We start from the raw sequence: 17,666 nt of genomic DNA on the forward strand, positions 1-17,666 counted from the left end.
AGAACGGCTGTCGGCACGGAGGAAGCGCATTCATGACGGGCAGCCCATCCGACTCCCCCATCCGCTTCGGTGGCTCAGACGAAAGCGAACGTCCGCTCGGACGCTCGATCCTGCGTGGCATGCTGAACCGCTGCCCGCGCTGCGGCACCGGCAAGCTCTTTCGCGCCTTTCTGAAGCCAGTCGACCGATGCGCGGTCTGTGATGAAAATATCTCTCATCAGCGAGCCGACGACCTGCCGCCCTATCTGGTGATCCTGGTTCTCGGCCACCTGATCGTCGGCGGCTATATGCTGACGGATATGACCTTCAAGCTGCCGCTCTGGGCGCATCTAGCCATTTGGGCACCCATCACCATTATCGCGGCCCTTGCCATCATCCAGCCGATCAAAGGTGGCGTCATCGGCCTGCAATGGGCGCTGCGCATGCATGGCTTTGGTGGCCATGACGACACCCCAGAGGAATGGGATCAAGGAAACGGCCGGTCGTGACCATGCTATCCGGTTCATGCCGCCGGTCTCTATCGTTGGCAGAGATTGCTTCCGCGCATTGCGCTTCTATATCGGAAACTGCAGAACTTTTGTCGCTTAATCGTGCTTCAGGCGAACTGCTTTACCGGCAAACGCTTGACATGAGCAGCATTTCTTGTCTGAACATGCCGCGCGTCATAGGGACTACTCCGGAGGGTGTGATCGATCACATGAAAGCCGACCCGTCACCTGAATTTGGCCGAGCCGTGGCTTCCTGTGCTCCACATTGCGATCGATTCGCACGCCTCATGCCCCAGGGATTTTTTTATGCTTGAACCGACGAACGACAAGGCCGGCCATGTCGAAGAAATTCACTGGCCTTCGCTCGTCGCAGCCATTACCTCCGTATCCGCCGTTGGCATTGCCATCGGGCTGGGACTGCCGCTTCTGAGCATCATTCTCGAAAAGCGCGGTGTTCCCTCGAGCCTCATCGGCCTCAACACGGCCATGATGGGCGTCGCCTCGATGCTGGCAGCGGTCGTCACGACCAAGCTCGCGCATCGCTTCGGCGTCGTGCAAACAATGATCTGGGCGGTTTTCCTATCGGCTCTGAGCTCGCTCGGCTTCTACTATGCAGAAAATCTGCTTCTGTGGTTTCCGCTGCGTATCGTCTTCCATGGGGCGACGACAACGCTCTTCATCCTGTCGGAATTCTGGATCAACGCCGCCTCGCCGCCTTCCAAACGCGGATTCGTACTCGGTCTCTATTCCACCGTCTTCTCTCTGGGATTTGCGGCCGGCCCCCTCGTCTTTTCCGTCGTCGGCAGCGAAGGCCTGATGCCCTTCCTCATCGGCGCCTGCATCATCCTGGCCGCTGCCATCCCGATCTTCATTGCGCGAAACGAGAGCCCGATCGTCGACGAGAAGCCGGAACTGCATTTCGTGCGCTACATCTTCCTCGTGCCGACGGCGACGGCTGCGGTCTTCGTGTTTGGCGCGGTTACCGTCGGCGGCGGATCGCTCTTCACCAGCTATGCGACCCGCCTCGGTTTCAACGAATCACAGGCGGCACTGCTGCTGACCGTCATGGGTGTGGGCAACTTCGTATTCCAGATCCCGCTCGGGCTGCTTGCCGACCGCATGCGGGACAAGCGGCCGCTGCTGTCGATCATGGCCACGATCGGGTTTGTGGGAGCGCTCCTGCTACCGTCGCTGTCATCGAACTGGATCATTCTTGCCATCATCCTGCTCTTCTGGGGTGGCTGCGTTTCCGGTATGTATACGGTCGGCCTCAGTCACCTCGGCACGCGATTGACCGGCGTCGATCTCGTCGCCGCCAATGCGGCCTTCGTTTTCTGTTACGCCGTCGGTATGGTCCTCGGGCCGCCGACGGTCGGCACGGCCATGGATCTCGCCAATCCCAGCGGCTTTGCCTGGGCCGTGGCGTTTTTCTTCGGCCTTTATGTCCTGCTTTCGGGGATACGACTGCTTTTCATGGGCAACAGAGGTTGACTTTTCGGGCGCGATTTGTATTTTCGCGCCAGAATTCGCCGTGGACCTCCGCACAGGCCGTCCACGGCGTTCATTTTTATTAAAGGCAGGACGACCATGGCCAAGGCTACCACCATCAAGATCAAGCTGCTGTCGACGGCCGACACCGGTTTCTTCTACGTCACGACGAAGAACAGCCGTACGATGACAGACAAAATGACGAAGACGAAGTACGACCCGGTTGCTAAGAAGCATGTCGAGTTCAAGGAAACGAAGATCAAGTAAGTTTCCTAAACTTCAGGTTACAAAAAGGCGCGACCTTCGGGTTGGCGCCTTTTTTTATTTTATAAACCTCATCTCGATCGCCGTCCGATTTTGCAACAGCGGTTGGAAACGCCTCAGCCGAACAATGCCTTGCCAGCATCGCAAAAGAAAAACGCCGCCCTTCAGAAATGAAGAGCGGCGTTTTGAATGGGGGCCGGCTAGCCTGCAAAACGGCACGAGGAACCGTTATCTTCTGCCTGCCAGCCGACCGACCCCACGACCCAGGAGATGCGGCGGACCTGAGCATCATGGGGTATCTCGGATGCCCTAATCGGTTGTCTGTATACGGGACTAAACTCGCGCGAAATCAAAAGGAAATCAACAAATTCTTAATGATAAAAATACCTGTCTGCCCGGATGGTTAAAATTCATCACTTTGATGGAAAAGAATGCCCGATAGCATTAACAAAAAATTGTCAAGAAATTACCAAGAATAAATGGAGATATCCTCTCTCGACAGAAAAGATATACTACAGATACTAAAGTAAAATTGAATATTCAATTTAGTTTCAATCAAGCCCCCGCCTTCCAGCTCCCACCTGATCACCAAGCCATGAACAAGATAAAAACATATAGTAATATAATACGAATATTTCGGCCTTGGGCAGAAAGCGAGAACTTATTCCAAAATCGAAAGTATAAGTATTCTTATTTTCTTTGCACCAGAACTCAAGTGGCTGTGGAGGTGAGATAAAGAACGGAAAGAATTGAATCGCGATTCAAAACCTGGAAGCTACCTCAGTATTGACGGGTAACTGCCAGTTTCGGCCGTTTACCCCTATGCGGCTGAAGCTACGACCCTGTTGCGGCCTGCCCTTTTGGCTTCGTAAAGCGCAAGATCGGCCTGTTTCATCAACTGCTCCGGGGTATCGATCGTCTCCAAACGGCACGAAATTCCGAAGGATGCGGTAATGTTAAGCGCGACACCAGTGTCGCGTAGTTTTACAGGCATATTTTCTACCGCAGCACGTAGACGTTCTGCGACGCCTGCGGCGATATCGGCGGGCGTATCCGGCATGACGACCACGAATTCCTCACCTCCGTAACGACAGGCAAGATCGGCGCCGCGCACGGTTGAGCGGATCCGTGCGGCAAACTCCTTGAGAACTTCGTCGCCGGCATCGTGACCATGGGTGTCGTTTACGGTCTTGAAGCGGTCTATGTCGGTGATCAGAATCGAAAGCGGCCTGCCCCGTGCCAGGGATCGATCAAAAAGCACCTTTAAGTGATTGTCGAGGTAGCGTCTGTTGTGCAGGCCGGTGAGCGCGTCGGTGACGGCAAGCTCGATCGTCTGCTGTACGCTGGCACGCAGACGGTCGTTATAGCGCTTGCGGCGTATTTGCGTGAGGCAGCGGGCCACGAGCTCATTCGGCTCGATCGGCCGGACGATATAATCATTGACGCCGAGATCCAGCGCGCGGACGATCATGTCATCGGCCCCTTGCTCCGTCACCAGCAGCACTGGCAGGAAGCGCGTACGCTCCAGCGAGCGCAGCTGCGAGCAAAGCCGCAGCGGATCGTAATCGTCGAAATTAGAATTGACGATCACCAGCTCGAACGGCCGTTCGGCCGCTTCGAATAAAGCCGCCTGCGGATCGGACATCGCAATGACCTGGGCAATCGGCTTCAGCGTTCGGATAATCCGCTCCTGCGAATTGGCGCGGCCATCGACCAGCAGCACCTGGCCGGCTTCCTCGGAACGGCCTTCTCCGGAGCGCATCAGATCGCCGATGCCGAAGTTGCGCGCGGTCTCGTTGCGCATATGCAGCTCATCACTCAATGTCTTGAGGCGAAGCAGGCTCTTGACGCGCGAGATGAGCTGGAGGTCATTGACGGGCTTGGTCAGGAAATCGTCGGCACCGGCCTTGAGGCCGCGCACACGGTCGGCAGGCTGATCGAGCGCCGTCACCATGACGACCGGGATATGGGCGGTGCGGGGATCGGATTTCAGGCGCTCGCACACTTCGAAGCCGTCCATGCCGGGCATCATAATATCGAGGAGGATCAGATCGACCTGCGTGCTCGCGCAAATGGCGAGCGCCTTCAAGCCGTCCTCAGCCGTCAGCACTTCGAAATATTCGGCAAGCAGCCGCGCTTCCAGAAGCTTTACGTTGGCCGGAATATCGTCGACTACCAGGATGCGTGCGGTCATCAGCTGCTCCCCATCATCAGGCGTCGCCCAGATAGGTTTTAATGGTTTCAATGAATTTCGGCACTGAAATCGGCTTCGAGACATAGGCCTCGCAGCCACCCTGGCGAATGCGCTCCTCATCGCCCTTCATGGCGAAGGCCGTGACTGCGATTACGGGGATCATGTGCAGGTCGTCGTCTTCCTTCAGCCACTTGGTGACCTCCAGACCGGAGACCTCCGGCAGCTGAATATCCATGAGAATCAGATCTGGACGGTGCTTGCGCGCGAGATCGAGCGCTTCCATGCCATTGCGGGTCTGGATCGTTGTATAGCCGGAGGCTTCGATCAGGTCGCGAAAGAGCTTCATATTCAGCTCATTGTCTTCTACAATCATTACCTGCTTAGCCATGGAACGCTGCCCCTGCATCCGGTATTGCATCCATTCTCTCGAAATATAGGGTCGCGAGGAACCGATTCCAGAAATAGTTGAATCGCAAATTACCGGCATTTGGTTGAAAAATAGGTAACTCACCCCTCAAAATGCAAAGTAACTTCAAGAACCCGAAGAAGAGCGCGGCCAACCCGCAAGAGACTGCTATTGCCGTACTCGGCTGGCTCGCCAATGAACCCGATATGTTTGGCCGCTTCCTGGCGCTCACCGGCGTGGAGCCGGCGCAGGTGCGCAACGCCATCAACGAGCCCGCCTTTCTTGCTGGCATGCTCGATTTCCTCATGAACCACGAACCGACATTATTGGCCTTCTGCGAGGCCAGCGGCATTCCACCGGAGGCCGTCGCCGCCGCCTCGGCGCATTTTTCGCCGCCCGGCCTTGCCTCCGGAGAATACTGATCATGGATGCCCCGATCGAATTCGACGTATCGCATATCCGGCTGCAAGAACGGCCATTGATCGTCTGCGATGTCGATGACGTTGTTCTGCATTTCTTTGCGCCTTTCCTGGCCTTCATCGACGCCGAAGGCCATGAATTCCTGCCGCGCTCCTTCCGGCTGACGGGCAACATCGTTTCCAAGGCCGATGGCTCCGTGCTGGAAGAAAAGGATGTCCGCCGGCTGATCGAGGCGTTCTTCGAGGTGCAGGAGCAATGGCAGACGCCTTTCGATCGCGTGGTGGACACGCTCGCCACCTTTTCGAAAGATGCCGATATCGTCTTCCTGACAGCCATGCCGCCGCAGTTCTGGGAGCAGAGGCGGCGGCTCCTCGACAGGCTTGAGCTTGACTATCCGTTGCTCGCGTCGCTGAAGCCGAAGGGGCCGATCGTACGCTCGCTGCATCGACAGCGCGAAATGCCCGTCGCCTTCGTCGATGACATGGCCCACAACCTGCATTCGGTCAGCGAATATGTTCCGGGATGCCTCCTCATCAATCTGAAACCGGCCTCCATCGTTCACCGCATGGCGCCCGCTGTCGCCGCTGGCATTCCGCAAGCCAATGAATGGGGCCAGGCAGCACCGCTGATCCAGGCTCACATCACACGCTGACGTCATCCAACCTACCCTCAAAGAGCGAGACGCATCAAAGGCCTGCCGTCCTTCCGCTTCGCAACTTCAGAAAATCCGGCGGCCTCGAATATGCGCTGCGAGCCGACATAGAGACCGACCGATTTCGACTGCTTCGTACGCTCGATCGGGCAGCCCTCCAGCAGTCGCGCGCCGGAAGCACGGGCGAAATTCACGGCCTCCGACAGCATGCGATGGCTATATCCCTTGCCGCGATCCTTCGAATTTATGAAGAAGCAACTTACCGCCCAAACAGTGCTGTCTTCCGCATCGGCTGGATCGAGCGGACGAGACACCGTTTTCGGCGAGTTCCATTGCGGCAGCTCTGCACGCGGACCAACCTGCACCCAGGCGATCGGTTGCCCATCAATGTAGCCTAGAAGACCGGGCGGCGGCCCAGCCGAGATTCGCTCCTGGATCAACTGCTTCTTTGCTGCCGCATCCATCGTCTTGCGCTGCGATGTCGCGACACGGAAATGAGTGCACCAACAGCCATAGCAGGCACCGCTTGGTCCAAACAGTGTCTCGAAATCGCCCCAGCGATCCGGCGTCAATGCCTGCACGATTAAGTTCTGCACTCGCGCCTCCCCGGCAGTTTTCCAGCTTGAGACTCGCGAGCTTAGATCATAAAGTGGCGATGTTCAATTTTTGTTCTCACTCGATGACCCATGCGCCCGACAAGATCTCCGGCTTCTGTCGCGATTGCTTGAGCGAGCAATCGGCGACGCGCACGCGCTGCCGGAGCTGCGGAAGCCCTCGCCTCGTTTACCACCGGGAACTCTACGCACTGACGCTGGCGCATATCGATTGCGATGCCTTTTATGCCTCCATCGAGAAACGTGATAATCCGGAGTTGGCCGATAAGCCCGTCATCATCGGCGGCGGCAAGCGCGGCGTCGTCTCCACCGCCTGCTATATCGCCCGCATCCATGGGGTGCGCTCCGCCATGCCGATGTTCAAGGCGCTGGAAGCGTGCCCGCAGGCCGTCGTCATCCGGCCGAACATGGAGAAATACGTGCGCGTCGGCCGCGAGGTCCGTGCGATGATGCAGGACCTGACACCGCTGGTGCAGCCGCTTTCGATCGACGAGGCCTTTCTCGAGCTAGAGGGCACGCAGCGGCTGCATCACGATCCGCCGGCGCGCATCCTCGCCAAGTTCGTCAAGCGCGTGGAGCAGGAAGTCGGCATCACCATCTCCGTCGGCCTTTCCTACTGCAAATTCCTCGCCAAGGTTGCCTCCGACCTGCAGAAGCCGCGAGGCTTCTCCGTCATTGGCAAGGAAGAGGCGCTCTCCTTCCTGGAGCCACGATCGGTCACCACCATCTGGGGAGTAGGCAAGGCCTTTGCCGCTACGCTCGAAAGCGACGGCATTCGCACCATCGGCCAGTTGCAGGCCATGGAGGAAGGTGACCTCATGCGCCGTTATGGCGTCATTGGCCAGCGGCTTTTCCGTCTCTCGCGCGGGATCGACGACCGAACCGTGCATCCCAATGAAGCGGCGAAGAGCGTGTCTTCCGAAACCACCTTCTTCGAAGACATCTGGCGCCATGAAGATCTCGTGCCGATCTTGCGCGATCTCTCCGAGAAGGTTTCCCGGCGTCTGAAGCGCAGCGGCATTGCCGGCCAGACGGTCGTGCTGAAGCTGAAGACCGCAGACTTCAAGATCCGCACGCGCAATCGTCGGCTGGAGGACCCAACCCAACTCGCGGACCGGATTTTCCGCACCGGACTGCGGCTGCTCGAACCTGAAACCGACGGCACGAAATTCCGTCTCATTGGCATCGGGGTTACCGATCTTGGCGATGCCGGGCGCGCAGATCCGCCCGATCTTATCGACGTTCAGGCCATGCGACGGGCCGCTGCGGAAGCAGCCATGGACAAGCTCCGAGAAAAATTCGGCAATAAGACAGTCGAAACCGGCTACACGTTCGGCGACAAAAACCAAAAATAACAATTATTTAGCATAAGTCACCAGATGGTGATTTTTGGCTGCGCCGCAAATAATTGAACGACGCGCGCGATTCTTTAGCGCGAGAAAGCTCGGATTCAAACTTTTTTGGTAAATTTCCATTAGGACTTGGATTCTGTAACTTTCCGGCGGCGTGAACTCGTCGCCTCCAGTGTTTTGCGTACGGGTTCCTATGCGTCTATCGGCTGTATCGACCATTCTTCTCGCCTGCCTGACGATTTCAGGCTGCGCCGCCCGAGGTGAGCGCGAAGCCGCGCAAGCCGCCCCGCCTTCGAAAGAATTGACCGGTTCCATCACAAAGACCAGTAGGGTCGTGCCTTCGGTCGAAATCGGCGAAACCGTTTCGCGCGTCGAGCGGCAGCAGGCGCTCGCAGTCGCGATGCCGACGAATCTCCGGCCTGAGGGCCTTATGCCCTCCGACCAGAGCGGCGACGATGACGCGCCAGTCCCGCTGCAACGACCGCTCGCCATGCTCTCGCCATCGAATCCGGTGCCCCGCGCCCTGCGGCAGCAGCCGATGCAGATCTACAGCCATCGCTTCCGCGATGCCAAGCCGATCAACTTCGGTACATCAACCTCGCCCCGGAAGCTCGCTGTCCATGGCGTCGACGTCTCTCGCTGGCAGGGCGAGATCGACTGGGATACGCTGCGCACGCAGGGTGCGAACTTCGTCTACATCAAGGCAACGGACGGCGGCGATCACATCGATCCCATGTTCAAGAAGAACTGGCGGGCTGCCCAGCAGGCCGGTCTGAAACATGGCGCCTATCATTTCTTCTACTGGTGCCGGACTGCTGGAGAGCAGGCCGACTGGTTCATTCGCAACGTGCCGAAGGAAGCCGGAGCCCTGCCGCCGGTCATCGACGTGGAATGGAACGGTGAGTCAAGTTGCAAGCGGCGGCCCTCGCGCGAGCAGGTTCTCGCCAAGATGCAGGTCTTCATGGACAAGCTCGAAAAGCATTACGGCCAGCGTCCGATCGTCTACACGGCTCCGGACTTCTATCGCGACAATCTGAGTGGCGAACTGCTCAACTATCCCTTCTGGCTGCGCGCCGTGGCTCAACATCCGTCCAAGGTCTATCCGGGTCGTAAATGGCTGTTCTGGCAATATTCCGGCTCCGGTGTATCCCACGGCGTCGAAGGCAAGATCGACCTCAACGCGTTCCACGGCAGCGAGCAAGACTGGCACAACTGGGTGGCCTCCAGCGTCCACTGATTCCCTGTCAGTTCAAGATTTCAATCATCGCCGAAGCAGAGTTTGAACGCTCCGCTTCGGCGATGCCGCATTGGGCTCATGTTCTGCTAACTCACGTTTCCATGGACACGGAACGGTATGAGTTTTCGGCAAGTCTTCCTTAAACTTCCAAGTCTAACCTCAGGTACAACGAGTATTGCGTTTTGGTTGTGTCTATGAAGCCATTTTTATTGCTGGGGCTTGCGCTGGTGTCAGCCACCGCCCTTTCCCATCCCCTCTTTGCTGCGCCGGATACCCGCACCCTGCAGATCGTGGTGTCGAAGGACAGGCAGTCGCTCGCGGTCTATGACGGTGATAAGGTAATCGCGACTTCGAAGGTTTCCACCGGCAAGCGCGGCCACACGACCCCCAGCGGTATCTTCTCCATTCTGGAGAAGAAGGTGTATCACGAATCCAATCTCTATTCGGCCTCGCCTATGCCTTTCATGCAGAGGCTGACCTGGTCGGGGATCGCGCTGCACGAATCCAATTCCGTCCCGAATTATCCGGCATCCCATGGCTGCGTGCGGATGCCGAAGGCCTTTGCCAAGACGCTTTATCAAATGACCGAGCGCGGCGTGCATGTCGTCATCGCCGATCAGCCGCTGGTGCCGCAGCCGTTTGAAAACGCGATGCTGTTCCAGCCGCTGCCAGCTCCACCGCCGTCGCTATTTTCGGGCATCGAACTCCGTCCGATGACCGCAAGCTTCCTGCCGCAGGCACAACAGCTGCAGGTCGCGACGAACGACGTGACGTCGATCCAGATACCGAAGGCGCGGGAGACTCTGGCGCCACCGGCCGATCCCGCACCGCTCAGCATCCTCATCACCCGGCGGGGCTTGCGCGAAAACGTGCGCGACCTTCAGGGCATCCTGAACGGAATGGGCTTTATCACCGGAACGCCCGACGGCATGCTGGGGCCCGCGACAGTGCAGGCGATCGAGGACTTCAAGAAGGCACATGACATCAAGACGACGGGCGGCCTCGTCAGCCCCGCGCTGATGAACGCAGTCTATGCCGCGGTCGGCAAGGGCAAACCGCCGAACGGCGCGATCATGGTCCGGCAGAACTTCAAACCGCTCTTCGAAGGACCGGCCATCATTGCCGAGCCGGAGGAGGCGCTCGGCGTGCATTTCTTCACCGCCAATGCGATCGACCGGATCAGCGGCAAGGCCGACTGGTTCGGCATGACGCTCGAAGAAGATCTGAGCAAGCAGACGAAGAAGCGCTACGGCATCACCAGCGAAGAGCAATCGCAATCGTTCGACGCAGCCGGACAGGCGCTCAATCGCATCACCATCCCTGACGATATCCGTCATCGCATCGAGGATCTGCTGACAGCGGGATCGTCGCTGACGATTTCCGATACCGGCGTCGGACCGGAAACCGGCAACGAGACCGATTTCATCACCGTTACCAACAACGGCGCGCTGGGTAAGAAGGGCTAGAGCCTTTTTGTTTTTACGCAATTCCGGACGGAAAACCGCTATACACTTTTCCTGGAATTGCTTCAGACCAGTTCCACGTCGATCACGCCGGGTGCCGTGCGCAAGGCAGCGGCGATTTCAGGCGTGATGCGATATTTCTCCGGTAGCGCCACCTCGACCTCGCGCAAGCCCTCTTCCTTGATGACGATGAAGGAAACGAGGCCGTCGCCTTTCGTATTCAGATGCGCGGCAACGGCTTTCAGCGGGCCGGAATCGCGGACATAGACGCGCAGCGCCTTCTGCATCTGCAGCGACTTCTCTTCCAGCGACTGTGCCGTCTGCAGCCGCAAGCTGATACCTTCGGGGCGCTCGTCCGCCTGGGCGGTAATGACGAAGGATTTTCCGACTTCGAGAACGTCGCGATATTGGTTGAGCGTCTCCGAGAAAAGCACAGCTTCGAACTGGCCTGAAGCATCAGAGAAGACGAAGATGCCCATCTTGTTGCCGGTGCGCGTCTTGCGCTCTTGCTTCGAGATGACAGTGCCGGCGAGACGCCCGTTGCTAGCGCCCTGCTTCACCGCCGCGGAAAAATCGGCAAAGGGCTGCACCCGCATCTTGTCGAGCACGCTCTTGTAAGTATCGAGCGGATGTGCCGTCAGATAGAAGCCGAGCACCTGGAATTCGCGCAGCAGACGCTCCGAGGCGAGCCAGGGCGTGTAGGGCGGGAACACGATCTTTTCCGGGCCGGAGGCGGCACTTCCGAACATGTCATGCTGGCCGCTGCGCTTATTTTCCTGCGCCACCTGGGCATAGCCCATGACGCGGTCCAAGCCGGCGATCAGCTGCGCGCGATCGATCTCGAAGCAGTCGAAAGCGCCGGCGCAGATCAGGCTTTCCAGAACGCGGCGGTTGATCTGCTTGGGATCGATGCGCAGGCAGAAATCCTCGATGCCGGCAAAAGGCTGATCGCCGCGCACCTCGACGATATGGTCGACAGCGGCTTCACCGACGCCCTTGATAGCCGCCAGCGCATAATAGATGCGGTTGTCGCCCGTCTCGAAATGGCGAAACGAGGTCTGCACGGAGGGCGCGATAACCTCGATGCCCAGCCGCTTGGCATCCTGACGGAAGTCGTTGACCTTTTCGGTATTGGACATATCGAGCGTCATCGACGCGGCCAGGAATTCCACCGGATAATGCGCCTTCATATAGGCGGTCTGGTAAGAGACGATGGCGTAGGCGGCGGCGTGCGACTTGTTGAAGCCGTAATTGGCGAACTTGGCGAGCAGATCGAAGATGACATCGGCCTGCCCCTTCGACACGCCGTTCTTGATGGCACCGTCGACGAAGCGCTCGCGCTGCTGGTCCATCTCCGCCTTGATCTTCTTACCCATGGCGCGGCGCAGAAGATCGGCTTCGCCAAGCGAATAGCCCGAGAGCACCTGGGCGACCTGCATCACCTGCTCCTGATAGACGATAACGCCCTGAGTTTCCTTCAGGAGATAGTCGATCTTCGGGTGGATCGACTCGATCTCTTCCTCGCCATGCTTGCGGGCATTGTAGACCGGGATGTTCTCCATCGGGCCCGGACGATAAAGCGCCACGAGCGCGATAATATCCTCGATGCAGTCCGGGCGCATGCCGATCAGCGCCTTGCGCATGCCCGCACTTTCCACCTGGAACACGCCAACCGTCTCGCCGCGCGAGAGCATGTCGTAGGTCTTCTTGTCGTCGAGCGGGATGCTGGCAAGATCGATCGAGATGCCGCGCTTGGCGACGAAATCGACCGCCGTCTTTAGAACCGTAAGGGTCTTCAGGCCAAGGAAGTCGAACTTCACCAGACCGGCCTGTTCCACCCATTTCATGTTGAACTGGGTGACCGGCATATCGGAGCGCGGGTCGCGATACATCGGTACCAGCTTCGACAGTGGGCGGTCGCCGATGACGATACCGGCGGCATGGGTCGATGCGTGGCGATAGAGGCCTTCGATCTTCTGGGCGATATCGAGAAGACGCGCGACGACTGGCTCCTTGTCCGCCTCCTCCTGCAAGCGCGGCTCCTCCTCGATCGCCTTGCTAAGGGGGGTCGGATTAGCAGGATTGTTCGGCACCAGCTTGCAGATCTTGTCGACCTGGCCATAGGGCATTTCGAGCACGCGGCCAACGTCGCGCAAGGCCGCACGCGCCTGCAGCGAACCAAAGGTGATGATCTGCGCCACCTGCTCGCGGCCGTATTTGGCCTGCACGTAGCGAATCACCTCTTCACGCCGGTCCTGGCAGAAGTCGATATCGAAGTCCGGCATGGAGACGCGTTCCGGATTGAGGAAGCGCTCGAATAGCAGCGAGAAGCGCAGCGGATCGACGTCAGTGATCGTCAGCGCATAGGCGACGAGCGAGCCTGCACCGGAACCGCGACCGGGGCCGACAGGGATATCGTGGCGCTTGGCCCATTTAATGAAGTCGGCAACGATCAGAAAGTAGCCGGGAAACTTCATGCGCTCGATGACGCTCAGTTCGAATTCCAGCCGATCGCGATAATCCTTCTCCTCGTAACCCGGCGCCATGCCAAGCGAGGTTATGCGCTGCTCAAGGCCCTCGACCGCCTGAGCGCGCAGCTCGGCCGCCTCGGCGCGTCCAGCCTCTTCAGGGTCGTCAGTCGCCCCGGTAAAGCGCGGCAGGATCGGCGAGCGGGTCTTCAACACGAAAGAGCAGCGGCGAGCGATCTCGACCGTATTCTCAAGCGCTTCAGGCAAGTTGGCGAAAAGCTTTGCCATGTCTGCGCGGCTCTTCAGATAGTGATCCGGCGTCAGGCGAAATCGCGTATCGTCCGAGACGATGGCGTTGTGGGCCACCGCCATCAAGGCGTCATGCGCATCGTAATCGTCCCGCGTCGGGAAAAAGGCTTCGTTGGTAGCAACGAGCGGGATCTCGTGCTCGTAAGCCAGCTTGATCATCTTCTGCTCGTGACGACGATCATAGGTGCCGTGGCGCTGCAATTCGACATAGAGCCTGTCATCGAACAGCTGCTTCAGCCTCAACAATCGGGAGAGCGCCTGTGCGGCATGCCCTTCTTTCAAAGCCATATCGACCGGGCCGGTGAGCGAACCGGTGAGCGCGATCAACCCTCCCGTACCGATCTCATCCAGCCATGAGGCTGCGATGTGAACGGCGTTGTTGCCCTCGCCGCCGAGATAGGCGCGGCTGACGAGATCGACGAGGCGCTCATATCCCCGCTCGGTCGCGGCAAGCAGCACGAGGGATGGCATCTTCGCCAAAGCTTGCTGCGGCCCGCGCTTCTCGCTCTCGCCGCCATCCTCCATATCGATCGATACCTGACAGCCAATGATCGGCTGCAGGCCCTCATCCATCGCCTTCTGCGAGAATTCCAGGGCGACGAACAGATTGTTGGTATCGGTAATCGCAATGGCCGGCTGGCTGTCCCCGGCAGCCTTGGCCAATATCTTCTTGAGCGGCAATGCGCCCTCTAGCAGAGAATAGGCGGAATGAACCCTGAGGTGCACAAATTCCGGCATTTCGCCGACCGGCGCTGCCGCGCCGCTGCCACCCGCATCCGCCATTTCATACCCTTCCGCACGCCTGAATGAATCAGCGGCATTTTCGGCATTGCGGACCATAAAGTCCAGAAGTTGCTCCCATCAAATATGGGAACAGCATGCGCAAACGGGGATAAAACTTACATCGCCATCATGATGAGGGAAAAGCTGGCGACGAACATGACGATGGAAGTGAATGCTGCAACGTCTCGAATAATGTCGGTCATTTAGGCGCTCCTTACTCGTTATGTTTTCTTTTTGTTCCATTTTTGTTCGAGAGTCAATAGATGCATCAGTAAATTTCATCTGACCACTTTTCAGCCTGCAATGGACGCCGGCGCGGCCGGGCGCTATGCAGAGGCAAACCGGGGAATCACGATGAAGTCACTTGGCTTCGCTCTCATTCTTCTTTTGACCGCAATCGCGGCTCGCGCCGAAGATACCATTGCTTCCGACCGCATCATCGACGCGGCGATCGGCGATTGGAACAAGGACGGCAAGCCGGACCTTGCATTACTGGTGACGATGCCGCCGAATGACCAGGCCGATTATGAGATCGGGATCTATATCTATCTCCGCGACAAGGAACATGAGCTGCTCAAACTGGCCGCGGCCGCCCCTGATAAGGTATGGGGCCGCGCTGAGCCTGGCGGTATCTACGGCCAGGAACCATCGATCGCCGCACTGCCGAACGGTTCAATCGCGGTCACCTCGCAGAACGATGCGATCGGGCGCGACCGATGGCATCAGACTTTGACGCTTGCCTATCGCAACAGCGCATTTTTGGTTGCCGGCTATAGCTACGATTTTCGTGACAACGTCGAACCCGGTAACAGCTATAGCTGCGATTACAACGTTCTGACCGGCAAGGTGACCAAGGACGACAAGATACTGAAGGCCGATGCCAAGGCCGTCACCATCCAGGACTGGCAGGATGATATCGGCCAGAAGGCCTGCGAAAGCAGCCATCGCTAGCAAATGTTCTCTTTTTGTTCTTTACAAATCTCGCATTGAATGGCATCTTGGCCGCTCACCAAAATTGGAGAGGGTCATGCCGGATCTTGCCGAGCTGAACGATTTTATTGTCGTCGCCAAAGCCGAAACCTATGTCGGTGACGGCGAGAGGCTGCCATCCTGCCGTAGCGGCTCGCATGACATTGGCTATGCGAGCGGCCGCTGGCGCTATCTCGACAGCTACTTCGGCGGCACTGACTTCGCCGGACAGGAGCTCGTATGGCATGACGGCGAGCCGGTATGGGCCATGAACTATTTCGGCCATATCGTCGAACACGACCTGATCGACGGAACGCGCGCCGGCATGGTGATCAAGGCGGCCTTGCTGCGGCTCTATCTTGACGAAAGGCGCTTTCTCGGCGGTTTCGAGTTCGAGCATGCCTATGGGCTTTACATCGATGAAAACATCGGCGACTGCCACCATTTCAGCGGCTACGAAGCTATCGTCGTGAGCGAACGCAGGGCTTACGAACTGGATTATCGCGGTGGCCTGATCATCCCGTAAAGGGATCAGACCTCCACAACCTTGCCTTCGCTCAGTGTCACGCGACGATCCATGCGGGCTGCCAGCTCGTGATTGTGCGTGGCGATCAGCGCCGCAAGACCGGATTGGCGCACCAGCGCCTCCAGCGCGTCAAAGACGTAATGCGCCGTTGCCGGGTCGAGATTGCCTGTCGGCTCGTCAGCCAGAAGCACCAGCGGTGCATTGGCAACCGCACGGGCGATTGCGACACGCTGCTGCTCGCCGCCGGACAATTCGGCGGGGCGATGATCACCGCGATGGCCGATGCGCATATAGTCGAGAAGCTGGGCGGCTCGCTCGCTGGCATCTTTCCGCGAGAGGCCGGAAATGAGCTGCGGCATCATGATGTTCTCAAGCGCCGAGAATTCCGGAAGCAGGTGATGGAACTGATAGACGAAGCCGATCTCGCTGCGGCGCACGGCGGTACGTCTATCGTCAGACAAGTCCTCACAGGCCTGACCGTTGACGAGGACTTCGCCGCCATCCGGATGCTCAAGCAGCCCAGCCACATGCAGAAGCGTCGATTTACCCGTGCCTGACGGCGCGACGAGCGCAACAATCTCGCCGCTGTGCAGCGTGAAATCCGCCCCCTTCAAGATCGACAGCCGCGTCTCGCCCTGCCCGTAGTGACGCTCCACGCCAGAGAGCTGGAGAACGACGTTGCGTTTCATCAAATGAAATATCCTTATTCGTAGCGCAGCGCCTGCACCGGATCGAGCCGCGAGGCCCGCCAGGCCGGAAAGATGGTGGCAAGGAAGGACAGGGTGAGTGCCATCACGATGACGGAGATGGTCTCGCTGAGATTCATCTGCGCCGGCAATTTGCTGAGGAAATAGACCTCGGGATTGAAAATCACGGTGCCGGAAATCCAGGAGAAGAACTGGCGGATGGACTCGATATTGAGGCAGACCAGGACACCGAGTATGACGCCGGCGAACGTTCCAACGACGCCGATCGCCGCCCCCGTCATGAAGAAGATGCGCATGATCGCGCCCGACGTCGCACCCATCGTGCGCAGGATGGCGATGTCGCTGCCCTTGTCCTTCACCAGCATGATCAGGCCGGAAATGATATTCAGCGCGGCGACGAGAACGATCAGCGTCAGGATCATGAACATCGTGTTGCGCTCGACCTGGAGGGCTGAGAAGAAAGTGGCGTTGACCTGCCGCCAGTCCGTCAGGAAAATCTGCCGCCCCGCCGCCTCTTCGATCTTTGGCCGCAATTGATCGACGTCATCGGGATTGGTGATGAAGAGCTCGATCTTCTCGACAATGCCCTCGGCATTGAAAAAGACCTGTGCCTCCTCCAGCGGCATGAAGACGACGGAAGAATCATATTCCGACATGCCGACTTCGAAGATACCCGAGATCGTGTATGCCTTGACGCGCGGGTTGACGCCGAAGGGCGTGACGTCGCCGTCCGGTGCCGTAAGGGTGATCTGATCGCCGACCGTCAATCCCAGTTGCCGGGCCAACCGGCTGCCGACAAGAACGCCCTGTCCGGAAGCAAAGCCGACAATGTCACCGGAAACGACGTGATCGGAGACCGATTTGAGCTTGGTCAGATCTTCCGAACGGATGCCGCGGACTAGCGCGCCAGTGCCGGAGCCGCCGCGGCCGGAAGCAAGTGTTTCGCCCTCGACGAGCGGCAGGGCCATTGTGACGCCGGGAACGGCAGAAAACTTCTTTGCCAGATCAGCATAATCGTTCAACGGCGAATCAATCGGCTGCACCACGACATGACCGTTGAAGCCGAGAATCTGCTTGAAGAGCTCGGCGCGGAAACCGTTCATCACGGCCATGACGATAATCAGGGCAGCGACACCGAGCATGATGCCGACCAACGAGAAGCCGGCAATCACCGAAATCGAGGCTTCCTTGCGCCGGGAGCGCAGATAGCGCCAGGCGACGAGCCGTTCGAAACCGGAGAACGGGCGAGACGATGGGCCGGCCTTGAACGAATTTTCCTGCTGTTCCACTGCCGCGCTCACCGCCATTCGCCTTTCATCCTTTGTA

Annotated in this window: 16 protein-coding genes; 10 read left to right on the top strand and 6 right to left on the bottom strand. The window is 58.4% G+C overall.

Going from position 1 to position 17,666, the window contains the following annotated elements:
- Positions 1–32 precede the first annotated feature (32 nt).
- The 3 genes from AC13QE_RS08690 to rpmG all read left to right on the top strand — a co-directional run bounded on the left by AC13QE_RS08690 (position 33) and on the right by rpmG (position 2,243).
- Positions 33–488, top strand: coding sequence for a DUF983 domain-containing protein (locus AC13QE_RS08690; RefSeq protein ID WP_015339543.1), 456 nt, complete (start codon positions 33–35; stop codon positions 486–488).
- A 306-nt stretch (positions 489–794) separates the two neighbouring features.
- Positions 795–1,979 carry an MFS transporter gene (locus tag AC13QE_RS08695; RefSeq protein WP_015339542.1) on the top strand — a complete coding sequence of 395 codons (1,185 nt, stop codon included), beginning with the start codon at positions 795–797 and terminating at the stop codon, positions 1,977–1,979.
- A 96-nt stretch (positions 1,980–2,075) separates the two neighbouring features.
- Entirely contained in the window at positions 2,076–2,243 is a 168-nt protein-coding gene (rpmG, locus tag AC13QE_RS08700) for a 50S ribosomal protein L33 (protein WP_003547442.1), read from the top strand.
- Between the two features lie 817 nt (positions 2,244–3,060).
- Here the strand turns inward: rpmG and AC13QE_RS08705 are convergent.
- Together AC13QE_RS08705 and AC13QE_RS08710 are read right to left on the bottom strand one after the other, a co-directional pair.
- Positions 3,061–4,434: a PleD family two-component system response regulator gene (locus AC13QE_RS08705; protein WP_132716373.1), complete on the bottom strand. Its 1,374-nt coding sequence runs from the start codon at positions 4,432–4,434 to the stop codon at positions 3,061–3,063.
- A gap of 16 nt (positions 4,435–4,450) precedes the next feature.
- Positions 4,451–4,822, bottom strand: a complete 372-nt coding sequence (locus tag AC13QE_RS08710) for a response regulator (RefSeq protein ID WP_041677854.1) — start codon at positions 4,820–4,822, stop codon at positions 4,451–4,453.
- A 131-nt stretch (positions 4,823–4,953) separates the two neighbouring features.
- On the opposite strand from AC13QE_RS08710, the gene AC13QE_RS08715 reads away from it, so the two are divergent.
- The gene (locus AC13QE_RS08715) at positions 4,954–5,262 is read left to right on the top strand and encodes a DUF3572 domain-containing protein (RefSeq protein WP_112337507.1); all 309 of its coding nucleotides are present in this window, start codon (positions 4,954–4,956) and stop codon (positions 5,260–5,262) included.
- Positions 5,263–5,264: 2 nt separating this feature from the next.
- Positions 5,265–5,912, top strand: coding sequence for a hypothetical protein (locus tag AC13QE_RS08720; protein WP_488483370.1), 648 nt, complete (start codon positions 5,265–5,267; stop codon positions 5,910–5,912).
- Positions 5,913–5,929: 17 nt separating this feature from the next.
- On the opposite strand, the gene AC13QE_RS08725 is transcribed toward AC13QE_RS08720, so the two are convergent.
- Complete coding sequence (locus tag AC13QE_RS08725; protein WP_488483371.1) at positions 5,930–6,508, bottom strand: GNAT family N-acetyltransferase; 579 nt, start codon at positions 6,506–6,508, stop codon at positions 5,930–5,932.
- 83 nt (positions 6,509–6,591) lie between these two features.
- Between AC13QE_RS08725 and AC13QE_RS08730 the strand changes: the two genes are divergently transcribed.
- The 3 genes from AC13QE_RS08730 to AC13QE_RS08740 all read left to right on the top strand — a co-directional run bounded on the left by AC13QE_RS08730 (position 6,592) and on the right by AC13QE_RS08740 (position 10,581).
- Positions 6,592–7,881: a DNA polymerase IV gene (locus AC13QE_RS08730; RefSeq protein ID WP_183872337.1), complete on the top strand. Its 1,290-nt coding sequence runs from the start codon at positions 6,592–6,594 to the stop codon at positions 7,879–7,881.
- A gap of 190 nt (positions 7,882–8,071) precedes the next feature.
- Positions 8,072–9,115 carry a glycoside hydrolase family 25 protein gene (locus AC13QE_RS08735; RefSeq protein WP_488483372.1) on the top strand — a complete coding sequence of 348 codons (1,044 nt, stop codon included), beginning with the start codon at positions 8,072–8,074 and terminating at the stop codon, positions 9,113–9,115.
- A 194-nt stretch (positions 9,116–9,309) separates the two neighbouring features.
- A complete protein-coding gene (locus AC13QE_RS08740) occupies positions 9,310–10,581 on the top strand; it encodes a L,D-transpeptidase family protein (protein WP_488483373.1) in 1,272 nt (423 codons plus the stop codon).
- Between the two features lie 62 nt (positions 10,582–10,643).
- Here the strand turns inward: AC13QE_RS08740 and dnaE are convergent, their stop codons facing one another.
- A complete protein-coding gene (gene dnaE, locus AC13QE_RS08745) occupies positions 10,644–14,138 on the bottom strand; it encodes a DNA polymerase III subunit alpha (RefSeq protein WP_488483374.1) in 3,495 nt (1,164 codons plus the stop codon).
- Between the two features lie 354 nt (positions 14,139–14,492).
- Here dnaE and AC13QE_RS08750 point away from each other — a divergent pair, with 354 nt between their 5' ends.
- A complete protein-coding gene (locus AC13QE_RS08750) occupies positions 14,493–15,089 on the top strand; it encodes a hypothetical protein (protein ID WP_488483375.1) in 597 nt (198 codons plus the stop codon).
- Between the two features lie 76 nt (positions 15,090–15,165).
- A complete protein-coding gene (locus AC13QE_RS08755) occupies positions 15,166–15,633 on the top strand; it encodes a DUF5680 domain-containing protein (RefSeq protein WP_112410592.1) in 468 nt (155 codons plus the stop codon).
- 5 nt (positions 15,634–15,638) lie between these two features.
- Here AC13QE_RS08755 and AC13QE_RS08760 read toward each other — a convergent pair whose 3' ends face one another.
- Positions 15,639–16,322: an ABC transporter ATP-binding protein gene (locus AC13QE_RS08760; RefSeq protein WP_112337514.1), complete on the bottom strand. Its 684-nt coding sequence runs from the start codon at positions 16,320–16,322 to the stop codon at positions 15,639–15,641.
- Positions 16,323–16,336: 14 nt separating this feature from the next.
- The gene (locus AC13QE_RS08765; protein ID WP_132716363.1) at positions 16,337–17,647 is read right to left on the bottom strand and encodes a lipoprotein-releasing ABC transporter permease subunit; all 1,311 of its coding nucleotides are present in this window, start codon (positions 17,645–17,647) and stop codon (positions 16,337–16,339) included.
- Between the last annotated feature and the right edge of the window lie 19 nt (positions 17,648–17,666).

The sequence above is a fragment of the Martinezella sp. CNPSo 3957 genome, from assembly GCF_057784395.1.